Below are 20,920 nucleotides of genomic sequence, written 5' to 3'. Positions count from 1 at the left end.
CGCTCAGACTGGCCGGCCGCTCCCATGGCCGGCCTTTTTCATGCCCGCATATCAGCTTGCGCGCAAAGGCACTTCCGCCCCCCGCCACGGCCCGCTAGCCTGTGGGCGAACCCAGCACGGGGCTGCCCCATGTCCGCCTATACCGTCACCATTCCACGGCTGGAAACCGCGCGCCTGCTGATGCGCGAATACCGCCAGTCGGATTTCGAGGACTTCGCCGCCTTTTACGCGACCGAACGGTCGCATTTCATCGGCGGCCCGCTCACGCGCGAAATGGCATGGCGCGGGCTTGCGACGCATCTGGGCCACTGGGCCTTGCGCGGCTATGGATTCTGGGCGGTCGAGGAAAAGGCGACGGGCCAGTTCTGCGGCCATGTCGGGCTGTGGTATCCCGAAGGCTGGTACGGGCCAGAGGTCGGCTGGGTCATGATGCACCATGCCGAAGGGCGCGGCGTCGCGCAGGAAGCCGCCCTTGCGGCCCGCGACCATGCCTATGGCACGCTGGGCTGGACCACGGCTGTCAGCATGATCGACCCCGCCAACACCCGCTCGATCCGGCTGGCCGAAAGGCTGGGCTGCGGCTTCGAGGGCATGTTCGACCATACCCGCCTTGGCCCGATGCAGATCTGGCGTCACCCCGCACCCTGAGGAAGAGACATGACCAAAGCACAGGCAACCAGCGTCACCCATATCGACGACGACCGCTTCAAGGTCACCGAATGGCGCTTTGCGGCGGGGGCGGAAACGGGCTGGCATGTCCACGGGCATGATTACGTCATCGTCCCGCTGACCGATGGCACGCTGGGCCTCGACGTGCCCGACGGCGCGCCCTTTACCGCCACATTGACCCAAGGCGTCCCCTATTCGCGGCGCGAGGGGGTGCATCACAACGTCACCAACGCGGGGGCGGCCCCTCTCGCCTTTCTTGAAATCGAAACCGTTGCGGATGCCACCGCCCACCGCCGCCGCGATACGCTGGTGCGCTTCATGGCGGCATGGAACGCCCGCGATGTCGATGCGCTGATGGCCTGCATGGCCGACGACTGCGCCTTCCACGCCTCGGCCGGACCCGAAGCCGAAGGCCGCCGCTTCATCGGGCGCGAGGCCGTCCGCGCCTCATACGCCGCGATGTTCGAGACCTTTCCCAAAGCCGCATGGACCGCCGACAGCCACCATGTCGCGGGCGACACCGGCCTGTCGGAATGGCGCTTCACCGGCACCGACAAGACCGGCAAAGAGGTCGATGTGCAGGGCTGCGACATCTTCCGCTTTGCGGGCGATCTGATCGCGCTGAAAGACAGCTACCGCAAGAACCGCAGCTAGAGCTTGCGGTTGTAGCGGATGAAGGGCGTCACCTGCGCGATACGGTCGTAAAGCTTGCGCGCCTCGGTGTTGAAATCCTGCGTCAGCCAATAGACGGCGGGGGTGCCGTTGGCATCGGCGGCGGCATAGACCGCCTCGATCAGCGCCCGCCCGACACCCTGGCCCCGCACCGAAGGGTCGGCATACAGGTCTTGCAGGTAGCAGACGTTCTCGACCTTCCAGCAATGGCGGTGAAACAGGTAATGCACCAAGCCCACGGGGCGGCCATCGACCTCGGCGATCAGGCAGGTGAAGTCCTGCGGATCATCGCCGGTCAGGCGGGCAAAGGTGCTGTCATAGACCGCCTGCGGCACGGTGGTCTTGTAATACTCCAGATAGCCGGTCCAAAGCCGCGCCCAGTCGGCACGGTCCTCGGGGCGCAGGGGGCGGATTGTGGTCATGTCGTCCTCGTCGGTGAAAGGAAACGCCGCATCGAACGGCCAAGATCTTCGGGCCGATAGCCGCGACCGATAAAGACGATCACGTTGTCGCTGCGGCTTTCGCCCTGTTCGGGCAGGATTTCCGGCGATTGCACCACCTTGCGCACGGTTTGCAGCAGCAACCGGCCCGCAGGGGTCCGCAAGACGCCCTTGACCCGCACCAGATCGTCGCCCCGCGCATGCAGCAGCGCCGAAAGCCACAGGGTAAAGGCCGACCAGTCAAGATCGTCGGGCAAGGCAAGCTGCGTGGGCGCGATGGGTCCGCGCGCGTCCTCTCCGGCAAGTTCGGGCAATACGGCGGGCCTTGCGCCGGCGGGCAGCGGCGCAAGTACGGCCTCGACCCCCAGAACGGCGGCGGATAGCGTGGCATGGCCGTTCAGCCCCGCAAGCGTCGCGCGCAGGGTGGCAAGCGCGTCCGGCGCGCAGGCGTCGGTCTTGGTCAGCACCATCCGGTCCGCCGCCCCCACCTGACGCCGCCCCAAAGGCTCGGTCGCCAGTTGCGCCAGCGCGTGCAGCGCATCGACCGCGACCACGGTTTCCTCGACCACGATGTGGTTGACCAGAACGGGGTCATCCTGAATGGCGGCAACGATGGCCCCCGGATCGGCCAGACCGCTGGTTTCAAGCACGATCCGTTCCAGCCGCGCCTCCTCGGCCGAAATCCGGCTGCGGGCATCGCACAGGCGGCGCAGTGCGGCGATCAGCTCGGCCCGCCCCGCGCAGCAGCAACAGCCGCCCGCAAGCAGGGTCATCCCTTCGGCACCGGCCAGCAGGGCATCATCGACGGGGGTTTCGGCGGCCTCGTTCACCACCACATGCACGCGCGGCCCGAACGCCCCGACATGCAACTGGTGCCGCAACCATGTGGTCTTGCCCGAGCCGAGATAGCCGCCCAGAAGCGTCAGCCGCAGGCGCGTGTCAGAGGTCATCCAGATACCGCGGATCAAGCGGGTCGATGGGCGCGCCGTGCAGACGCTCGGCCTCGGCCCAGACTTCCGAGAGGTTGTGGACGATGCTGCTCGCCCCTGCCATCGTGCCAAGCTGGATGCCCGGCACGACGCCGCCGTCATGCGCCATAAGCCCGTAGGGGCGCAAAATATCGTCCAGCACCTTTGCCCGATGGAACCGCGCGCGCAGCCGGTCGCCGGGGGTGGCGGCTCCGGCCTCGGTCCAGTGGCCGGGGGCGGCGGGGTTGCCGCAGGCGTTGCACATGGGGGCCTCCGTCAGGAAAACGGGGGGCGCTGCCGCCCCCCGTTCGGGATCAGATCACTTCGGGGCGCTTGCCGCCGGCGAAAGGATAGCGCTTGCGGAAGTCGTTGGCGATATCCTCGAAGGGGGCCCATTCCACGCCCGAATGCTTCGAGATGTATTCGATCAGGCGTTCCAGCATCAGCAGAACCTGCGGACGGCCCGCCACATCGGGGTGGATGGTAAAGGCAAACACCGCGTAATCCATCTCGCGGTAGACCCAGTCGAACTGGTCGCGCCACATTTCCTCGATATCGCGCGGATTGACGAAACCGTGGCTGTTCGGGGCCTTCTTCATGAACATCATGGGCGGAAGGTCGTCGACATACCAGTTGGCCGCGATATCGACGAGGTCGATTTCCGTGCCATGCTTCAGCGGGTGCATCCAGTCCTTGGCCGACTTGGAATAGTCGATGGTGTTCCAGCTGTCGCCGACCTTGGCGTAGAAGGGCTGGAAGTCGCGGTAGCCCTGGCTGTGGTCATAGGTGAAGCCATGCTTGAGCAGCAGCGCGGCGGTCGAGTTCGACATTTCCCACCACGGGGCCACATAGCCGCGCGGTGCCTTGCCGGTCAGGCCCTTGATCAGCTCGATCGACTTGACCAGAACGTCCTCTTCCTGCGTCGGGGTCATGGCGATGGGGTTTTCGTGCAGGTAGCCATGCGCGCCCACTTCGTGACCGTCCTTGACAATCATCTCCATTTCCTTGGGGAAGGTTTCAAGGCTGTGGCCCGGAATGAAGAACGAGGTCTTGAGGTCGTATTTCTTGAACAACCGCAGCAAGCGCGGCACGCCCACTTCGGTCGCAAAGATGCCGCGCTGGATGTCGGACGGGCTGTCGCCCCCGCCGTAAGACCCGATCCAGCCCGCCACCGAGTCGATGTCGGTGCCGAAGGCACACATGATCTTTTTCGCCATCAGTCTTTCCTCCTGTTGAGAAGTCGTCGTTTTTCCGTACGCGGCCCTAGCCGCGGATCGTCGTTTCAAGCGCCAGACCCGCCGCCAGCAATGCCGCATCGCGGCCGTGGCGGGCGCAGATCATCAGACCCGTGGGCATGCCCGCGGCGTCGGCCCCGTTCGGGATCGACAGACCGCACCAGTCAAGGAAATTGCCGATGGCCGTATGCCTGAGCGTGCGGAAGTTGTGGTGGAAGAACACCTCGACATCCGCCTCGAGCGGGCCGATGGGCATGGCCACGCTGGGGGTGGTCGGGCAGATCAGAAGCGCGTCGCCAAGCCGGTCGTTGACGGTGGCGATCAGGCGGGCGCGTTCGGCATGCAGGCGGATCAGGTCGACCGCCGTCATCTTCTCGCCCATGCGGATACGGCGCACGACACGGGCATCCATCAGCGCCTCGTCGGGGCCGTGCAGGCGGTCCCAGTGGATATCCATCGCCTCGGCCGATGCAAGCGGGCCATAGCGCCCCATCGCCGCGACCGTCTCGCGCAGTTCCGGCAGGGCGATGCGGCGGACCCGCGCCCCCTTGGCGGCAAGCCGCGCCACGGTGGCATCGAAGGCTTCGGCAACGGCGGGGTCGAGGTCATCGAACATCACCGCATCGGGAACCGCGAGATCGAGCGCGGCGACATCGGCCGCCCGCACCTGCGGCGCTGCCAGACCGCGCAGGGCGGCATCGACCAGAACGCAATCCTCGACCGTATTGGCAAGCGGCCCCAGCGTATCAAGCGTGGGCGACAGCGGGAAAACCCCGCCCATCGGGTGATGGCCGGTCGAGGTCTTGTATCCCACCACCCCGTTGAAGGCGGCGGGAATGCGGATCGACCCGCCCGTATCGGTGCCGATGGACAGGGGCACGATCCCCGCCGCCACCACCGCCCCGCTGCCCGAGGACGACCCCCCCGGCGAACGCGCGACCTTGGCATCGCGCGGATTGCGCGGCGTGCCGTGATGCGGGTTCAACCCGATGCCCGAATAGGCGAATTCGGTCATGTTGACGGCCCCCACCGTCACCAGACCCGCCCGCATCCCCGCCCGCACAAGGGCGGCATCGGCGGCGGCAGGCGGCGCCCCGCGCAGCACGGCTGACCCTGCGGTCGTGACCGTGCCTTTCAGGTCGAACAGATCCTTCCACGCCAGCGGCACACCATCGAGCAGGCTCGCAGGGTTTCCCGCGCGCAGCCTTTCGCGGGCGGCACGCGCCTCGGCCTCGGCGCGGTCGCGCGTCAGCCGGATGAAAAGGGCGGCGTCGCCATGCGCGTCGATGCGGTCGTATACCTCGGCCACCAGATCCAGCGGATCCTTGCGCCCGCTGCGCAGATCGTCGGCCAGTGCCTTTGCGGTCTCTGCCATGGTCTTACTGCGCGATCAGCGTGGTATCCGCCGGATTCCACGCAACAAAACCCGCCGTGCCGGCCTGAAGGCTGTCACGATACTTGTCGGCATGCCCTTCAAGCGAGACGCTCTCGCCGCTGGGAAGGGTCATCCCGATCTGCAGGATATGGCCGACAAGCTGCAAACGGGTGATCTGGCACGGCACGACGTTGCTGCCGTGCTTGGCCCGCACCTCGGCCTCTGACATCGATCCGGGCAGAACGTGCATCGCTTCCGCAGGCAACACGATGGACGCCGAAGCCCCCGTGGTGATCGAGGCCGCGGGCGGTTCGGCCACCAGCGCGCCGAACGGTGTATCAAGGCTGACGGCCCCGCCCTCGACATTGCGGACCTTGCCGGAAATCAGGGTGTTCGCGCCGATGAAACGGGCGACGAAGATGCTTTGCGGGCGGGTGTAAAGCTCGCGCGGGGGGCTGATCTGTTCCACGCGACCGGCGTTCATCACCACGATCCGGTCCGACAGCGCGAGCGCTTCCGACTGGGCGTGCGTCACAAAGACAAAGGTGATGCCAAGATCACGTTGCAGCAGCTTCAATTCGTTCTGGATCGACTTGCGCAGGTTCGCGTCAAGCGCGCCGAGCGGTTCGTCGAGCAGCAGGATATCGGGTTCCACCACCAGCGACCGCGCCAGCGCGATCCGCTGCCGCTGCCCGCCCGAAAGCCGCGTCGGGCGCACGTTCGCCACTTCGGTCAGGCCCAGCTTGTCAAGGATGCGGTCCACCTTGCGGTTGGCCTCGGCCACGGGCAGTTGCTTGACCTCTAGGCCGAACATCACGTTCTGGCGCACCGTCATATGCGGGAACAGCGCGTAATTCTGGAAGATCATCGAGGTCGGGCGCTTTTCCGGCTGCAGGTCGTTGACCCGGCTGCCACGGATCAGCAGGTCACCCGACGTGATGGATTCGAACCCCGCGATCATCCGCAGCGTCGTGGTCTTGCCGCAACCCGACGGGCCGAGGAAGGCGATGAACTCGCCCTTGTCCACGTCAAGGTTGAAGTCGATCACGGCAGGCGTGCCGTTGTCGTAAACCTTGCCGATATGCGAAAGCTGCAGGTCGTAGGCCACTGGAAAGTCCCCGGTTGTCGTTTGGGTGCGGCCGGAGCGAACTGCCCCGGCCGCAGGTTTCAGGCGTCGATCAAGCCGACAGGAATTCGTCCCACTTCGAGATCAGCAGGTCGTACTCATCCGGCCACTGGTGCCAGTAGGCGACGTTCGCCGCACGGGTGGCCAACGAGCCGCCGTCGCGCAGATCGCCTTCCTTGATGCCGCGCTCTTCCGCGCCGACCCACGGTGCGCCCTCGTACCAGAAGGCGTACTTCTCGGGGGCCATGACCGATTTGACCTTGTCGTTGGGCGAGTAGTAGCCCTGTTCCGACACGGCCACAGCCGGGCCGCCCGACAGCCAGTAATCGGCATAGGCGGTGACGGCATCGAGGTTGGGCGAGGATTTCAGCGCCGAAACGCCGATGGCCCAGCCGCGATAGCCCGTCTTCATGGTGGCATACGAGCACTGCACGCCCTGCGCCTTGACGGCCATGACAGCAGGCTGCCACGCGTCGGCAAGGATCATCTCGCCCGAGGCGAGCAGGTTGACAAGCTCGCCGAAGTCACCCCAAAGGGCGCGGAACTGGCCTTCTTTCTTCTTCGAAATCAGGAACTTGGCCGCTTCTTCGATGGCCGCCGCATCCGGATTGCCCGGGTTCGGCACTTCCAGCAGACCCATTTCGTTCATGGCCATGACGGCCTGACCGAAAGCGATCAGCGGGTCGACGTTCAGGCCGGTCTTGCCCTTGAACTTGGGGTCGAACAGCGAGGACCACATCGACGCTTCTTCCGCCGAGACGAGGTCGGGGCGGTAGCCGATGGAGTCGAAGTTGTAGACGGTCGGCACCATGTTCAGCGCGGTCTGCGACTCGTCGGTCCAGATCTGGCCGACGATCTGGGCGCGGGCTTCCCACTTGTCGGAAGGCTTCAGGAAGCTTTCGCCGACGCCGGTCCAGTTGGTCAGGTTGGCGGTGGCGATCGGGGCGACCAGATCGGTCTGCACGATCGACGGCAGACGCTCGCCGATGGTTTCCCAGCAGTCGTAGGCGGTCGAACCCGACAGCAGTTCGGTCTGGGTGTTCGGGAAGATGTCGGCTTTGCCCGACACTGCCTTGACGCCCGAGGCCGCTTTGAAATCGTTCAGGATGCGTTCCTGCACGGTCACCGAAAGGCCGACCGTCCGCAGTTCCTGCGAGGCGAGGTCGGCAGCAAAGGCTTGTTGCGCGCCAAAGGGAAGGCCCCCGGCGGCAAGGGCAGCGGTGCCTGCGGTGGTCTGCAGGAACTTGCGCCGCGACAGCGACATATCGTTCATGTGGTAGTACCTCCTGTTACGTCTGTTGCGTCTTGTCTTCTTCTTTGTCCCGCCGGATCAGTAGCGCCCGACGAGCAATCCTCCGTCCACGACCACGACCTGTCCGGTCATGTATCGGGCGCCGTTGGATGCCAGGAAAAGGATCACATCGGCGATTTCATCCGGCTCGCCGATGCGGCCCATCGGGATGAATTCGCCCGCCTTGGCCGCACCTTCGGGGCCAAGCGAGTTCTCCTTCGATAACAGTTGCGCGGTGCGGATATAGCCCGGCGCCACGCCGTTCACGCGGATGCCGTCCTTGGCGAGTTCGACCGCAAGGCCGCGCACCAGACCCACCACGCCGGACTTGGCGGCCGAGTAATGGACATGTTCGTCCCACCCGTAGGCCACGCCCATGATCGACGACAAGGCGACGATCGCGCCCTTCTTGCGCGCCTTCATTCCGGCCAGCGCGGGGCGGATGACGCGGAAAATGCCCTTCAGGTCGATGTCGAAGGTGTGGTCCCACTTCTCGTCGGTCAGCGCGGGAAGCGGCACCTTGTGCGCGATGCCCGCATTGGCCACGATCACGTCGATCCCGCCGCGTTCGGCTTCGATCCGTGCCACGAGCGCATCGGCATCGGCGGTCGATCGCACGTCGAGGCGGTGATATTCGGCGCTGCCACCCGCGGCCTTGATCTCGGCCACGACGGCGTGCCCTTCGGCATCCAGAACGTCGGTCACGACGACATGGTAGCCCGCCGCCGCAAAGGCGACGGCGGCGGCACGGCCGATGCCGATACCGGCACCCGTGATCAGGACGGTTTCGCTCATAGCATCACATCTCCGGAATTCGGACCCAGCGTCTGGCCGACGAACAGCGAGGCGGCGGGCGAGCAAAGGAAGGACACGGCCTCGGCCACCTCTTCGGGTTCGCCGAAACGGCCCAGCGGCAATTCGGCGGCCTTGGCGCGCTGCCAGTCCTCGGACAGGCTGCGCACCAGCGGCGTGTTGATCGGACCGGGGGCCACCGCATTCACGCGGATGCCCTGCGACGAGACTTCGCGCGCCAGCGCCTTGGTCAGCCCGATGATCCCGGCCTTGGCGGCGGAATAATGGACAAGCTCCACCCCGCCGATCTGGCCCAGCTGCGAGGCGACGTTGACGATCACCCCCGACTTGCGCGCCAGCATCCCGTCGATCACCGCGCGGGTGCAAAGGAAGGTGCCGCGCAGATGCACCGCGATCATGCGGTCGAAATCCTCGGCGGTCAGGTCCTGGAACCGCGCCTGATGCACATGGCCCGCGCAGTTGACCAGATGCGTCACCGCGCCGAATGCGGACTCGGTCTCGGCGACCATGGCCGCCACATCGCCCGCGTCCGACACGTCGCCGCCGATGCTGCGGGCGGCTTGCCCGATTTCCGCGGCCACGGCGCTTGCCGCCGCTGCCCGGAAGTCGTTGACCATCACCTTGTAGCCATCGGCCGCCAGACGCTGCGCGATGGCCCGCCCGATGCCCGACCCCGCGCCGGTGACGATTGCGGTTCCCGCCGTCCGGCTCATGCAATGTCCTCCTGCATGGCCATCTTCTTGGCGCGGCGGACCGACATCGCCATCAGGATCCCGTAGACCGACAAGAGCGCAAAGGAGAACAGCGTGGTCAGCACGCCAAAGGCGAAGATGTTGGGATGGATCTCGACCGAGAATGTCCCGTAGATCGCCAGCGGCAGCGTCTGGTCACGGCCCGATGCGAACAGCGTGCGCGGGAATTCGTCAAGCGACAGCGTAAAGGCAAAGAGCATCGCCGACAGCACGCCCGGGAAGATCAGCGGAAAGGTCACCTTGCGGAAGGTGGTCCACGGATCGACACCCAGCGACCACGCCGCCTCTTCCACGGAACTGTCGAAACGGTTCAGGATCGCCAGCATCACAAGGAAGGCAAAGGGGAAGGTATAGGCCACATGGGTCGCGAAGGCGGTCGTATACCAGTGCCGCTCGATCCCGATGATGTTGTTGGCCAGAAGCGAGGTGCCAAGACCGGTCAGCACGCCCGGCACCATCATGCCCAGCACGATCAGGTAGAACACGAAGGCCGAGCCCTTGAAGTTCCGCCGGAACGCCTGCGCCGACATCACGCCCAGCACGGTCGAAACGACCATCGTCATCAGCGCCAGCACCAGCGAGCGGATCAGCGCCTCGCCAAAGGGCAGCGGCGCGATGCGCGACGGAGGGGTCAGGCCAAAGATCTGCCGGTACCAGTAGGTCGACCATTCGATGATCGGGAATTGCGGCCCGCCATCCGGCCCCTGCTGGAACGAGATGATCGTCAGCACCACGAAGGGGCCATAGAGGAACAGCACGAACAGCGCGACATAGACGCCAAGCGCAGGTTTGATGATACGCGATTCCATGGCTTACAGCTCCCGCTTCAGATCGACGATACGCAGGAAACCGGCGATCACGATGCCCATGACGATGGTCAGCACCACCCCCACGACCGAGGCCATCGCCCATTTCAACGAGCCGACCTGCGTCACGATGATGTTGCCCAGCAGGTTCACCTTGCGGCCCGACAGCGCGCCCGAGGTGGCGAATTCGCCAAGCACCATGACCGAGACGAAGATCGCGCCCACGACCACGCCGGGCAGCGACAGCGGGAAGATGATCTTCCAGAAAATCCGCCCGAAGCCCGCGCCCAGATCGCGCGCCGCTTCGATGATGTTGCGGTCGATCCGGCTGAGCATGAAGGCGATGGGGCCGACCATGAACACGCAATAGATCTGCGTCATGCCGATGATGACCGAGAGTTCGGTGAACAGCAGCACCTCGATCGGTTGCTGGATGATGCCAAGATGCAGCAGCACGATGTTGATCGCGCCCTCTTTGCCCAGCATCGGCCGCCACGCCAGAACGCGGATCAGGAACGACGTCCAGAAGGGAATGACGCAAACCACCAGAAGCACGGTCGACAGCGTCTTAGATTTCACGAAAAGCCCGACGAAAAGCGCCGTCGGATAGCCGACGATGAAGGTCGTCGCCAGAACGATCAGCCAGATGCGGATCGTGGTCCAGAGCGAGCCTGTATAGGTATCGGAGGTGAAGAATTGCTTCCAGCTTGCCAGCGTCGGATCGGACGAGATGTTGAAGGTCGTCTGCGTCCAGAACGAGACATAGACAATCATCGCGATCGGCACGACGAGGAAAAGCGACATCCAGACAATGCCGGGGATAAGCAGCCAACGGGTCACCTTGGACTGGCGCTGCTGAATGGTGACGGTGCTGGTCATCACACTGCCTCGCGGCCAAAGACGATGGCCTGTTCGGGGTTCCAGGTCAGCAGATAGTCCTGCCGGGGTTCATAGATGTCGGGTGCGCCAAGGCTGAGATGGTGTTCCATCTCGATCGGGTGGCCGTGGCCCGCGTCGAAGAAGTTCATGATCGACGATCCCAGATATTCCGACGCGATGAAGGTCGCCTTCAAGGCGGGGCCTTCGGGCTTGGCCGAAACGGGAAGAACCTTCACGCGATCGTAGCGCACGGCATAGACATCGCGGTCGGCGCGGGTGGCGCGCGGGGCGGGTGCCGTGCCGAAAGCGCCGGTAAAGCTGCCCTTGGCAAGCTGCCCGTCGAACAGGTTGAAGCGGTTCAGGAAATGCGCGACGTCCGGCGATGCGGGGCGGTCGTATACCTCGCCCGGGGTGCCGGTCTGGATGATCGTGCCACGGTCAAGCACCACGACGCGGTCGCCCATCGCCAGGGCTTCGGTCTCGCTGCCCGTCACATGCAGGAAGGTCACGCCCAGCCGTTCGCGGATGGCGCGCAATTCGTTGCGCATCCGCGACCGCAGGTTCGCGTCAAGCGCGCCGAGCGGTTCGTCCAGCAACACGAGCTTGGGCTTCATCGCCAGCGTCCGCGCCAGAGCGACGCGCTGGCGCTGCCCGCCCGAAATCTGGTCGACCCCGCGCCCCTCCATGCCCGAAAGCCCCACCAGTTCGATCATCTCGACGGCGCGGCGTTCCACCTCGGCGGCAGACAGGCCCGATTTGCCATGCGTCAGGCCGAAGCCCACGTTCTGTATCACCGTCAGATGCGGAAACAGGGCGAAGTTCTGGAAGACAAAGCCGATCCCGCGCTCGTGCGCGGGGACGTTGGTGATATCGCGCCCCTCGAAATGCACGCGCCCGGATTCCGGCGCCTCGAAGCCTGCGATCACGCGAAGAAGCGTGGTCTTGCCCGACCCCGACGGCCCGAGGAACGAAAGATATTCGTTCGCCCCGACTTCGAGCGTCGCGTTGTTGAGTGCGACCAGATCGCCATAGCGCTTGGTCACGCCCTCTAATCTGAAGACCGCCGTGTCCACCATCACCTCGCCTGGGTTCGGCCTGCCCTCGATGGGACCGACCTGATTGTTTTTGGTCAAAACCGAAACGACCGCCTGCGCGAGTCACTTCGGAAAAACTGTACTTCGTATAACATAGGTGGTTTGCCCACCTGTCAACTGGTTATTAAATTGCGAGTTTCGGCTTTTTTAGGCAAGTAAAGCAACAAATCGCCGAAAAAACTTGCCGACAGCGAAGTGCCGCCAAGCAGGCATTGTGAACATTGCGTACTACAGCCGTTTTACTGCGGACTGAGATAGGGTGCGAAAGAGCCTGTTTCGTCGATCACCGCGACGATCTTCATCCGCGCCAGATATCGTCGCGCGGTGATGGACAGGTGGTAGCGCAGATATTCGCAAGCAGAATCAATGGGATGGTGCGTGATCAGGTCCAGAAGCGTCTGGTATTGCTCGATCGTATCCTCGTCTCGGGGCAGTCCGAGCAGGATCAGCGCACGGTCGACCGATGACAGAAGCAGGCGGTTGGACCGGATCATCTCGACCAAAGCCGTGTTTGGTGCCTGCGCAATACAAAGTTCAAGCAGCGCATCGCCCAGATACTGCGGCGTGATCCCGGGGTCGGTGCCGGTGCGTTCCAGCAGGGCCTCGACTTCGGCATAACGGATATGCGGCCCGGCGAGTCGCAGTGCTGCGGGTTCCATGATTCCGCGCAGCTCGAATTTCTCGCTGACCGTCCGCGCCGTCAGCGGCCCCGCGATCCAGTGCGAGCTTGGGCTTTTGCGCACCAGCCCGCGTTCCTGCAACCGCGCCAGCACATCGCGCACCACGGTACGGCTGACGCCAAGGTGATCCGCGAGTTCCGTCTCGACGATGCGGAATTCACCGAAGATCTGGCACGAGGCCACTTCTTCCTCGACCTTGTCATAGACATGCCGCCACGTGCCGCGCGTCTGCAACGCCTCGTCCACGACCTGCGGAATCTCAAGCTCCAGTTCGCGGATGTCGCGGCGGATCGGAATCACATCCGCCCCGCCCTGCCCGACCAGATAGCCGCGCCCGTCGAACCGGTGGATCAGCCCGTCTTCCAGCAATTGCCGCAGCGCCGATTGCACCGGAACGCGGCTGGTCTGCATGACGGCGGCAATCGGCCCTTCCAGCAGCACGAACCCCTGCGGCAGTACACCCGACAGGATGTTCTCGCGCAGGACGCGCCCGATCAGTTCGTAGCGCGGCTCTTGCGCAAGCGGGTTGACCGAACGGATCATGTCGCGGCCCCCTCGTTCACGCGGCGCACGAAGCGTTCCCACGCGCGGGCGGCGTAGTTGTATTCGTCCATGACCGTGTTCCAGATCACGATGCGCCGCGCGCGGTCGACATAGGGGCCGCCCGCCCGCCGTTCGCCGGCCCGCACCGCCACCTCGCCATCCGGCCCCGACAGGTCGCGGGCGGCTGCGGCCCCTTCGTACCAATAGGCCCATTCCTCGGGCATCATCCATTCCCGCGCCCGCTGCGGGTTCGAGATGTAGTAGCCCTGCCGCGCCATGACCGCGCCGGCATAGCCCGAAAGCCACCAGTTCAGATATTCATAGGCCATATCCAGTTCGGCCCCGCGCAGATGCCGCGACAGGCTGCCGCCGCCGTGCCACGCGCGATAGCCTTCCGAGGGCGCCGATTCGACGAAATGCGCCCGCGCCTTGCGCAGCTTGCCGTAAACGGGCGACCACATGCTTTGCACCGCGACAGCGCCCTCTTCGGCAAGCTCGGCCGCCTCGACCCCGTCGCGCCATGTGCCACGGAAGTAGCCTTCCGCGCGCCGATCCTCGAGCAGCTTCATCAGTGCGTTGATCTCGTCGATGGTCATGTTGCCGATATCGGCGAATTCCAGTTCGCCCGCGGCTTCCGCCGCAAGGGCGGCATCGAAAAAGCCGATGGCGGGTTCGTCCACCAGCGCGATCCGCCCCTTGGCCCGCCGATCAAGCAGCCATGCCCAGCTTGGGCGCACATCCGGCCCCTCGCCGAAGATGCGGGCGTCATAGCCGAAGCTGTCCATGTTATGCACGGTCGGCAACATGCTGACATAGCGCGACGGCTTCGGCCCCAGAAAGCCGCCCGGCTGGACGTAAAGCTTCTTGGCAGGCGCATCGCCCCGCCCGCGTCCGGCGTATTTGCTGACCCCGCCGAGCTTCACAAGGTCCGAGATATTGTCCCATTCGGGAATGCGCCCGATGTCGATGGGCTGCAACGCCCCCCAGAACCACACGATGTCGAGGTTATGGAAGCACTGTTCGTAGATGTCGTAGCTGTCCGGCTCCATCGCCGCCCAGCGCTGGCAGGACAGGAAATCCATCTTCTCGAAGGCGATGTCGAACCCGAGATCGGCCTTGGCCCTGTCTCGCACCGGTTTGAGCAGCGTGATCGACGTGCCAAGCACCCGCAACTTGCGCCGGGGCACAATCGGAGGGGTCGAAAGTTCGGGTTTGGCGTCGTCCTTCATCGTCCCTCGCGTCGGGTGCGGCGGGGGCAGCGTGATTGCCCCCGCCCTGTTTCGGTCGCCCCCTTCAGACCAGCGCGGCGGTGATGGCGTCAAGCACCGCCTTGCGGTCGTGCCGCGCTTGCAGCGCCTGTTCCATCGTCACCTTCACAAAGCGCGTCGGCGTATGCGGCTGCAACTGCCCGATCAGGTCCATGTCGGCCGAGACGACCGTGCCGAGCATGAAGTAACCGCCCCCCGACACCGCGTCGCGGTGCAGCACGATGGGCTCCGTTCCGCCCGGCACCTGAACCGAGCCATAGGGATAGCAGGCGTCCACGATGTTCGACGGGTCCGACCCCGCGCCGAAGGGCTGGTCGCGCGCCACGAATTCCAGCGGGCGCCCGGCCTTGAAGCGATAGCCGATGCGGTCCGCCTCGGGCGCGACCTTCCATGTATCCTCGAAGAAGTTCTTGCCCGCCGCCTCGGTGATGCGGTGCCAGTAAAGCCCCGGCAGCATCCGCAACTCGGCAGGCATTCCGGGCTTGCGGCGCAGGGTTTCGGGCAGGCTCCGCCCTTCGGCAGCACCCGCCCGCGCCCCCACGGGAAGCGTGTCGCCCGCTTCCAGCTTGCGCCCCTTGAACCCGCCCAGCGCGCCCAGCGTATAGGTCGACCGCGATCCCAGCACCACCGGCACGTCGATTCCGCCCGACACGGCGATATAGGCCCGCGCCCCGGCTTTCAGGAACCCGAAGCTCAGCACCTGCCCCTTCTTCACCTTGAAGGCGGTCCAGCCCGCGCGCTCTTCGCCATCGACCTTGGGCGGCATGTCGGCCCCCGTCACGGCAACGGTCGCATCGGCGGTGAATTCGAGTTCCGGGCCCAGAAACACCGCTTCCAGAACCGCATCGCCGGCGGCATTGCCCACCAGCAGGTTCGCCGCCGCCAGCGACAGCGTGTCCATCCCGCCCGAGGTGGGAATGCCGATGTGGTAATAGCCGGGGCGGCCAAGGTCCTGAACCGTGGTGGAAAGGCCCGGCTTGATGACGTTAATGGCCATTGAGCGCCTCCATGATGCGGGCGTTGGTGCCGTCGATGTCCTTCTGGAACTCGGACAGCGAGAAGCTGACAGGGGCAATGCGCGGCATCCAGCGGCCCGCATCCACCTCGGCGACCGTGTGGTCGTATTCCTCGCGGTCGATGGGCTTCCACTTCACGATATCGCCGGGGCTGAACAGGCACATGAAATCGCGCAGGTAAGGCACCGTCTGGTTGGGGTCATAGATCGGCATCGGGGTGATGCCGAACATCTGGTATCCCCCCGCCCCGCGCACCGAATAGATGCAGGCAAAGCAGCCGCCATGCCCCACGGTCAGCCGCGGCGTATCGGTGCGCGGGCGCAGGTATTTGGGCGACTGGATCTGCCGCTTGCGGTCGACCATCTGGTACAGGAACGGCAGACCCGCCACGAACCCCACCATTGACACGAACCACGGCGCGCCGGAATGCGCCTTTACGAAACCGTCCACCCCGTCGAGGTTGTTGATCCGCGCGGTGTATTCGATATCGGTCGAGGTCGGGTCCTGATGCCGTTCGCGGAACCGCATCAGCGTCTCGTGCGTCCACGGATCGTTATACAGGACCGGCACTTCGATGATCCGCGTCTGCAAGGTCGGCGCGGCCGCCTGCGCGACCGTCTCGAGCTTTTTCAGTTCGGCCATCATGTCATCGGGCGAGATCACATCCGGATCGAACCGCACCTGGAACGAGGCGTTGGCGGGGCAGATCTCGGTCACGCCCTTGATCTTGGCCTCGCGCAGGGCGCTGGTGATCGACATGCCCTTGAAAAAGGCTTCGAGCGACATTTCCTCATCGCATTCGACGAAGATGTGCTCGTCGCCACCGAAGGAGTATCTGGTCTTCATTCCGGGGTCTCCTCAAGCCGGTGTGCATTCCGCTCAAGCCAGGGTTCCAGCCAGCGCGTGTGGAAATCGGCCTGCGCGACCTCGGGGTCGCGGGCCAGAAGCATGTGCAGGGGGCGGGTCGTGGGCAGCCCTTCGACCGCCAGCTCGCCCAAGGCGCGGCGCATGCGGGCGATGGCCGAGGCGCGGTCCTCGTCCCAGACGATCAGCTTGCCCAGAAGCGAGTCGTAGAAGGGCGGCACGGTATAGCCCTGATAAAGCATCGTATCGAACCGCACCCCCGCCCCGCCCGGCACGCGCAGCGCCGAAATCGTCCCCGGCGCGGGCTGGAACCCCTTGGACGGGTCCTCGGCGCAAATCCGCACCTCGATCGCATGGCCTGTAAGTCGGATGTCCTCTTGCCGGTAGCGCAGCGGCTCGCCCCCCGCGATGCGGATCATCTCGCGCACCAGATCGACGCCCGTGACCATCTCGGTCACCGGATGCTCGACCTGGATCCGCGTGTTCATCTCGATGAAATAGAACGCGCCCGATGCATCGTCATAAAGGTATTCCAGCGTTCCCGCCCCGCGATAGCCCACCGCTTCCGCAAGGGCCACGGCCGAGGCGCAGAGCCTTTCGCGCATCGCCTGCGGCAGGCTGGCCGAAGGCGCTTCCTCCCACACCTTCTGGCGGCGGCGTTGCAGCGAACATTCCCGCTCGAAGCAATGCACGGCGCGGGTGCCGTCGCCCAGAACCTGCACCTCGATATGGCGGGCCCGCTCGATCACCTTTTCCATGTACAGGCCACCGTCGCCAAAGGCGGCCTTGGCCTCGGCGCTGGCCTGCGGCATCAGGCGCTCGAATTCCTCCATGTCATGGGCGATGCGGATGCCACGGCCCCCGCCCCCGGCGGCGGCCTTGATCATCACCGGAAAGCCGATGGCCAGCGCCACGGCGCGGGCCTGATCAGGGTCGTCGATGCGCCCGTCAGACCCCGGCACCACCGGAACGCCCGCCGCTTCGGCGGCGATGCGGGCGGCGACCTTGTCGCCCATCACGCGGATGCTGTCGCCCTTGGGGCCGACCCAGACCATGCCTGCCGCTTCCACCGCATCGGCGAAATCGGCGTTCTCGGCCAGAAAACCATAGCCCGGATGCACCGCATCGGCCCCTGTCAGGCGGGCCGCTTCAAGGATCGCATCGATCTTCAGATAGGATTTCGACGCCGCGGGCGGGCCGATCGGCACGGCCTCGTCGGCCAGCTTCACGGCCAGACTGTCGGCATCGGCAAGGCTGTGAACCGCCACCGTCCTGATGCCAAGCTCCTGCGCGGCGCGGATGATCCGCACCGCGATCTCGCCCCGATTGGCGACGAGAAGTTTGCGGATTGCCATCGGTCAGCCCAGCTCGACCAGCGGCTGGCCCGCCATCACGGGTTCCTCGTCATCGGCCGGAAAGCCGGTGATGACGCCGGCCTGATCGGCCGCGACCTCGTTGAAGGATTTCATCACCTCGATCAGCCCGATCACATCGCCCACCGCGACCGTGTCGCCCACCTCTTTGAAGGCCGGCTTGTCCGGAGACGGGCGGCGGTAGAACGTGCCGGGAAGGGGCGAGAGAATCTGTTTTGCCATGGTGTCTGTCCTTTGTCTCAAGCTGCCGATTTGACCGCCGCGCGCACGGCTTGGGCCACCTGCACGGCGTTCGGTGTGTCGGAATGCACGCAGATCGCATCGGCGCGCACGGGAACGTCGACGCCGCCGACCGACCGCACGCGCCCCTCGCGCATCGCGCGCAGGCAGGCCGTGGCGGCGGCGTCGGGATCGGTCGCGGCATGTTCGCGGGTGATGATCAGCCCGCCCTGGTCGTTGTAGTCAAGGTCGGCGTAGAATTCCGAAACGAAACCATGCCCCCGCGCGGTGTAGACGCTTTCGTGCAGCGTCCCCGCCATGCCGTAAAGCGGCACGCGGAAGATGTCGGCCACATCGGCGACGGCATGGGCCACATCCTCCATCCGCGCGGCCATGCCATAAAGCGAGCCATGCGGTTTGATGTGGTTCAGCACCATGCCCTCGGCGTCGAGAAAGCCTTTCAACGCGCCGATCTGGTAGATCATGCAATTGACCAGTTCCTCGCGCCCGATCTTCATCTCGCGGCGGCCAAAGCCCTGCAGGTCGGGCAGCGACGGATGCGCCCCCACCTTGACGCCGCATTGCTTGGCAAGCTGCACCGTGCGCCGCATGTGGTTGAAGTCCGATGCGTGAAAGCCGCAGGCCACGTTGGCCACGTCGATCAGCGGCATCAGCCCTTCGTCGTCACCGATGCGGTAAAGGCCGAAGCCCTCGCCCATGTCGCAGTTGATGATCGTCATGCCGCCCCCCCCGTATAGTCGAGCAGATAGACACCCGACTCCGTCAGTTCCGCCTTCCAGCCCGGTTCCACGACAAGCGTGGTCGTGACTTCCTCGATCACGGCGGGGCCGGTGATCCGGTCGCCCGCGCCCAGTTTCTCGCCGGTGTAGACCGGCGTTTCCTGCGCCTTGCCGTCGGCGGCGAAAATCATCGCCCGCGTTCCGGCCAGCGCCTTGTCTGCGCCCGCACCCTTGGCAATGCTCATCCGGCGCGGCCTGTCCACCCGCCCCGAAATCGCGCTTTCCACGTTCACCACTTCCACCACGCTACCCGGCTCGGAATAGGTGTAAAGCTCTTCGTGCCGCGCATGGAACGCCGTCTTGAGCTGCTCGAGCGCCGCTTCGTCCAGCGCGAACGGGTCCACATCGACGGTGCATTCATGCACCTGCCCGACGTAGCGCATATCAAGGCTGCGTCGAATCGAAATGCGGTCCTCGGTGAAGCCGTCTTTCTTCAGGTCGGTGACGCCGCGCGCTTCCAGCCCCTTGAACAACCCGTCCAGCTTGGCCGCAGCCGCAGCGCCTTCCAGACGCACGGGCGCGGGGGCCATGTAGTTGTATTTGACGTCGGAAATGATCTGCCCATAGGCGCACAGCCCCGAAGCCAGCTTTGACACCAGAACACGGGTGATGCCCATTTCCCGCGCCAGCGCCGTGATATGCGCGCCCGTCGCCCCGCCCGCGCAGTTCAGCACGAAATCGCGCGGGTCATAGCCCCGCTCGACCGACACGCGGCGGATGGCGTTGACCATGTTGTTGTTGACGATGGTGAACATGCCATAGGCCGCCTGCGCGATGCTCAGACCAAGCGGCTTGGCCAGATGCGCGTCGATGGCCGTCTTGGCCTTGTCCACCGCCAGCGGCAGGCGCCCGCCCACCAGACCATCGGGATTGAGGTAGCCAAGCACAAGGTTCGCGTCCGTCGTCGTCGGCTTCTCGCCCCCCTGGTCGTAGCACGCGGGTCCCGGTTCCGACCCCGCCGATTGCGGCCCCATCTGCAACAGGCCCATGCTGTCGATCCAGCCGATCGACCCGCCGCCCGCGCCCAGCGTTTCCACCTGGATCATCGGAATCCCGATGCGGTAGCGCAGGAAATCGATGTTCTTCGACACATTCGCCCGCCCGTCCCGCGTCAGCGTGATGTCGAACGACGTGCCGCCCATGTCGACGGTGATGATGTTCTTCAAATCCCACGGCTCGCCGATATACAGCGCCGCCTGCGGGGCCGATGCGGGGCCCGAGTTGATGGCATAGACCGACTGGTCCGACACCACCGACCCCAGCGCAAGCCCGCCGTTCGACTGGAAGTAGCGCACGGGATTCTTGGCCCCGAGGCTGCGGAAATAGCCGTCCACCGCTTCGACATAGCGCGACAGGATCGGCGCGAGATAGGCGTTCACGATGGCGGTCGAGGTGCGGGTATATTCACGCACCTGCGGATAGAGCAGGCTGCCCACGGTCAGCCGCACGCCGGGCATCATCTCGCGCACGATCTCGGCGGCGCGCTGTTCGTGTTCGGGGTGCAGCACCGACCAGACAAAGCTGATGGCGACCGAATCCACGCCCTCGCGCAGGAAATGGCGGCAGGCGTCGCGGACGTCTTCCTCATGCAGCGGGGTATGCACGGCCCCGGTCGAAACCACGCGCTCGCGCACGCCGCGCCGCAGGTAGCGCGGCACAAGCATGCGGGCGGGCGGATATTCGGGATCGTAGCGATAGCCGTCCTCCTTGTGGCCCAGACGGATTTCGATGCTGTCCTCGTGCCCGGCCGTGGCGATCAGCCCCGTGCGCGCGCCCTTGTGCTGGATCAGCGCGTTCAGGCCCACGGTCGTGCCGTTGATGCACAGATCGGCATTCGAGACGATCTCGGTCGCGGTGATGCCCGTCTCTTCCTCGATCAGCGCCAACCCGTTGCGGATGGCCTGCGTCGGATCTTGCGGGGTGGAAAGCGCCTTGAAGATGCGCACCTCCCCCGTGCGGTCGGCAAGGATGAAATCGGTAAAGGTGCCGCCGGCGTCGATGCCCAGACGATAGGTGTTCTGCATGGTTTTCTTCCTT

General features: G+C 65.2%; 22 protein-coding genes. 2 read left to right on the top strand and 20 right to left on the bottom strand.

All coding sequences use genetic code 11. The features are described from left to right. Nucleotides 1-129 precede the first annotated feature (129 nt). Nucleotides 130-648, top strand: coding sequence for a GNAT family N-acetyltransferase (locus tag H7F16_RS13350; protein ID WP_185798094.1), 519 nt, complete (start codon nt 130-132; stop codon nt 646-648). A gap of 9 nt (nt 649-657) precedes the next feature. Next, the gene (locus H7F16_RS13345; RefSeq protein ID WP_185798093.1) at nt 658-1,323 is read left to right on the top strand and encodes a nuclear transport factor 2 family protein; all 666 of its coding nucleotides are present in this window, start codon (nt 658-660) and stop codon (nt 1,321-1,323) included. Here H7F16_RS13345 and H7F16_RS13340 read toward each other — a convergent pair. From H7F16_RS13340 to capA, 20 genes are all read right to left on the bottom strand, one after another. Next, nucleotides 1,320-1,763, bottom strand: a complete 444-nt coding sequence (locus H7F16_RS13340) for a GNAT family N-acetyltransferase (RefSeq protein ID WP_185798092.1) — start codon at nt 1,761-1,763, stop codon at nt 1,320-1,322. The two genes, H7F16_RS13345 and H7F16_RS13340, sit on opposite strands and share 4 nt — an antisense overlap. After that, on the bottom strand, nt 1,760-2,731 hold the full coding sequence (locus tag H7F16_RS13335) for a CobW family GTP-binding protein (RefSeq protein WP_185798091.1): 972 nt from the start codon (nt 2,729-2,731) through the stop codon (nt 1,760-1,762). Before H7F16_RS13335 ends, H7F16_RS13340 begins: the two co-directional genes overlap by 4 nt. Beyond that, on the bottom strand, nt 2,721-3,014 hold the full coding sequence (locus H7F16_RS13330; RefSeq protein WP_185798090.1) for a hypothetical protein: 294 nt from the start codon (nt 3,012-3,014) through the stop codon (nt 2,721-2,723). The genes H7F16_RS13335 and H7F16_RS13330 overlap by 11 nt, the downstream gene beginning before the upstream one ends. Nucleotides 3,015-3,063: 49 nt before the next feature. Further along, entirely contained in the window at nt 3,064-3,966 is a 903-nt protein-coding gene (locus H7F16_RS13325) for a polysaccharide deacetylase family protein (RefSeq protein WP_185798089.1), read from the bottom strand. Nucleotides 3,967-4,012: 46 nt separating this feature from the next. Next, on the bottom strand, nt 4,013-5,359 hold the full coding sequence (locus H7F16_RS13320; protein ID WP_185798088.1) for an amidase: 1,347 nt from the start codon (nt 5,357-5,359) through the stop codon (nt 4,013-4,015). A 4-nt stretch (nt 5,360-5,363) separates the two neighbouring features. Continuing rightward, nucleotides 5,364-6,467, bottom strand: coding sequence for an ATP-binding cassette domain-containing protein (locus tag H7F16_RS13315; protein ID WP_185798087.1), 1,104 nt, complete (start codon nt 6,465-6,467; stop codon nt 5,364-5,366). Between the two features lie 70 nt (nt 6,468-6,537). Beyond that, nucleotides 6,538-7,758, bottom strand: coding sequence for an ABC transporter substrate-binding protein (locus tag H7F16_RS13310; RefSeq protein ID WP_185798086.1), 1,221 nt, complete (start codon nt 7,756-7,758; stop codon nt 6,538-6,540). Nucleotides 7,759-7,815: 57 nt separating this feature from the next. Continuing rightward, entirely contained in the window at nt 7,816-8,571 is a 756-nt protein-coding gene (locus H7F16_RS13305) for an SDR family NAD(P)-dependent oxidoreductase (protein ID WP_185798085.1), read from the bottom strand. Then, nucleotides 8,568-9,302: an SDR family NAD(P)-dependent oxidoreductase gene (locus H7F16_RS13300; RefSeq protein ID WP_185798084.1), complete on the bottom strand. Its 735-nt coding sequence runs from the start codon at nt 9,300-9,302 to the stop codon at nt 8,568-8,570. The genes H7F16_RS13305 and H7F16_RS13300 overlap by 4 nt, the downstream gene beginning before the upstream one ends. Then, a complete protein-coding gene (locus H7F16_RS13295) occupies nt 9,299-10,150 on the bottom strand; it encodes an ABC transporter permease (protein ID WP_185798083.1) in 852 nt (283 codons plus the stop codon). The genes H7F16_RS13300 and H7F16_RS13295 overlap by 4 nt, the downstream gene beginning before the upstream one ends. Before the next feature lie 3 nt (nt 10,151-10,153). Beyond that, nucleotides 10,154-11,026, bottom strand: a complete 873-nt coding sequence (locus H7F16_RS13290; protein ID WP_185798082.1) for an ABC transporter permease — start codon at nt 11,024-11,026, stop codon at nt 10,154-10,156. Further along, the gene (locus H7F16_RS13285) at nt 11,026-12,159 is read right to left on the bottom strand and encodes an ABC transporter ATP-binding protein (RefSeq protein WP_241741432.1); all 1,134 of its coding nucleotides are present in this window, start codon (nt 12,157-12,159) and stop codon (nt 11,026-11,028) included. Before H7F16_RS13285 ends, H7F16_RS13290 begins: the two co-directional genes overlap by 1 nt. A 200-nt stretch (nt 12,160-12,359) precedes the next feature. After that, nucleotides 12,360-13,343: a GntR family transcriptional regulator gene (locus H7F16_RS13280; protein WP_185798081.1), complete on the bottom strand. Its 984-nt coding sequence runs from the start codon at nt 13,341-13,343 to the stop codon at nt 12,360-12,362. Further along, nucleotides 13,340-14,572 carry an ABC transporter substrate-binding protein gene (locus H7F16_RS13275; RefSeq protein WP_185798080.1) on the bottom strand — a complete coding sequence of 411 codons (1,233 nt, stop codon included), beginning with the start codon at nt 14,570-14,572 and terminating at the stop codon, nt 13,340-13,342. Before H7F16_RS13275 ends, H7F16_RS13280 begins: the two co-directional genes overlap by 4 nt. A 64-nt stretch (nt 14,573-14,636) precedes the next feature. Next, nucleotides 14,637-15,608: a 5-oxoprolinase subunit C family protein gene (locus H7F16_RS13270; RefSeq protein WP_185798079.1), complete on the bottom strand. Its 972-nt coding sequence runs from the start codon at nt 15,606-15,608 to the stop codon at nt 14,637-14,639. Further along, a complete protein-coding gene (locus H7F16_RS13265) occupies nt 15,598-16,473 on the bottom strand; it encodes a 5-oxoprolinase subunit B family protein (protein ID WP_185798078.1) in 876 nt (291 codons plus the stop codon). Before H7F16_RS13265 ends, H7F16_RS13270 begins: the two co-directional genes overlap by 11 nt. After that, on the bottom strand, nt 16,470-17,846 hold the full coding sequence (locus H7F16_RS13260) for an acetyl-CoA carboxylase biotin carboxylase subunit (RefSeq protein WP_185798077.1): 1,377 nt from the start codon (nt 17,844-17,846) through the stop codon (nt 16,470-16,472). The genes H7F16_RS13265 and H7F16_RS13260 overlap by 4 nt, the downstream gene beginning before the upstream one ends. 3 nt (nt 17,847-17,849) lie before the next feature. Next, a complete protein-coding gene (locus H7F16_RS13255; protein WP_185798076.1) occupies nt 17,850-18,086 on the bottom strand; it encodes an acetyl-CoA carboxylase in 237 nt (78 codons plus the stop codon). 17 nt (nt 18,087-18,103) lie between these two features. After that, complete coding sequence (locus tag H7F16_RS13250) at nt 18,104-18,823, bottom strand: LamB/YcsF family protein (protein ID WP_185798075.1); 720 nt, start codon at nt 18,821-18,823, stop codon at nt 18,104-18,106. Continuing rightward, nucleotides 18,820-20,907, bottom strand: coding sequence for a caprolactamase subunit alpha (gene capA / locus H7F16_RS13245; RefSeq protein WP_185798074.1), 2,088 nt, complete (start codon nt 20,905-20,907; stop codon nt 18,820-18,822). The genes H7F16_RS13250 and capA overlap by 4 nt, the downstream gene beginning before the upstream one ends. Nucleotides 20,908-20,920: the final 13 nt, after the last annotated feature.

The organism is Paragemmobacter straminiformis, from assembly GCF_014243445.1.
Lineage (GTDB): Bacteria > Pseudomonadota > Alphaproteobacteria > Rhodobacterales > Rhodobacteraceae > Paragemmobacter > Paragemmobacter straminiformis.
Note: the sequence above shows the minus strand (reverse complement) of the source record. Positions and strands in the feature narration are given on the sequence as shown.

What these genes read in the sequence shown, in the direction of transcription:
- H7F16_RS13350 (WP_185798094.1), top strand. Translation starts at nt 130, where the DNA reads ATGTCCGCCTATACCGTCACCATTCCACGGCTGGAAACCGCGCGCCTG.
- H7F16_RS13345 (WP_185798093.1), top strand. Translation starts at nt 658, where the DNA reads ATGACCAAAGCACAGGCAACCAGCGTCACCCATATCGACGACGACCGC.
- H7F16_RS13340 (WP_185798092.1), bottom strand. Translation starts at nt 1,763, where the DNA reads ATGACCACAATCCGCCCCCTGCGCCCCGAGGACCGTGCCGACTGGGCG.
- H7F16_RS13335 (WP_185798091.1), bottom strand. Translation starts at nt 2,731, where the DNA reads ATGACCTCTGACACGCGCCTGCGGCTGACGCTTCTGGGCGGCTATCTC.
- H7F16_RS13330 (WP_185798090.1), bottom strand. Translation starts at nt 3,014, where the DNA reads ATGTGCAACGCCTGCGGCAACCCCGCCGCCCCCGGCCACTGGACCGAG.
- H7F16_RS13325 (WP_185798089.1), bottom strand. Translation starts at nt 3,966, where the DNA reads ATGGCGAAAAAGATCATGTGTGCCTTCGGCACCGACATCGACTCGGTG.
- H7F16_RS13320 (WP_185798088.1), bottom strand. Translation starts at nt 5,359, where the DNA reads ATGGCAGAGACCGCAAAGGCACTGGCCGACGATCTGCGCAGCGGGCGC.
- H7F16_RS13310 (WP_185798086.1), bottom strand. Translation starts at nt 7,758, where the DNA reads ATGAACGATATGTCGCTGTCGCGGCGCAAGTTCCTGCAGACCACCGCA.
- H7F16_RS13305 (WP_185798085.1), bottom strand. Translation starts at nt 8,571, where the DNA reads ATGAGCGAAACCGTCCTGATCACGGGTGCCGGTATCGGCATCGGCCGT.
- H7F16_RS13300 (WP_185798084.1), bottom strand. Translation starts at nt 9,302, where the DNA reads ATGAGCCGGACGGCGGGAACCGCAATCGTCACCGGCGCGGGGTCGGGC.
- H7F16_RS13295 (WP_185798083.1), bottom strand. Translation starts at nt 10,150, where the DNA reads ATGGAATCGCGTATCATCAAACCTGCGCTTGGCGTCTATGTCGCGCTG.
- H7F16_RS13290 (WP_185798082.1), bottom strand. Translation starts at nt 11,026, where the DNA reads ATGACCAGCACCGTCACCATTCAGCAGCGCCAGTCCAAGGTGACCCGT.
- H7F16_RS13280 (WP_185798081.1), bottom strand. Translation starts at nt 13,343, where the DNA reads ATGATCCGTTCGGTCAACCCGCTTGCGCAAGAGCCGCGCTACGAACTG.
- H7F16_RS13275 (WP_185798080.1), bottom strand. Translation starts at nt 14,572, where the DNA reads ATGAAGGACGACGCCAAACCCGAACTTTCGACCCCTCCGATTGTGCCC.
- H7F16_RS13270 (WP_185798079.1), bottom strand. Translation starts at nt 15,608, where the DNA reads ATGGCCATTAACGTCATCAAGCCGGGCCTTTCCACCACGGTTCAGGAC.
- H7F16_RS13265 (WP_185798078.1), bottom strand. Translation starts at nt 16,473, where the DNA reads ATGAAGACCAGATACTCCTTCGGTGGCGACGAGCACATCTTCGTCGAA.
- H7F16_RS13260 (WP_185798077.1), bottom strand. Translation starts at nt 17,846, where the DNA reads ATGGCAATCCGCAAACTTCTCGTCGCCAATCGGGGCGAGATCGCGGTG.
- H7F16_RS13255 (WP_185798076.1), bottom strand. Translation starts at nt 18,086, where the DNA reads ATGGCAAAACAGATTCTCTCGCCCCTTCCCGGCACGTTCTACCGCCGC.
- H7F16_RS13250 (WP_185798075.1), bottom strand. Translation starts at nt 18,823, where the DNA reads ATGACGATCATCAACTGCGACATGGGCGAGGGCTTCGGCCTTTACCGC.
- capA (WP_185798074.1), bottom strand. Translation starts at nt 20,907, where the DNA reads ATGCAGAACACCTATCGTCTGGGCATCGACGCCGGCGGCACCTTTACC.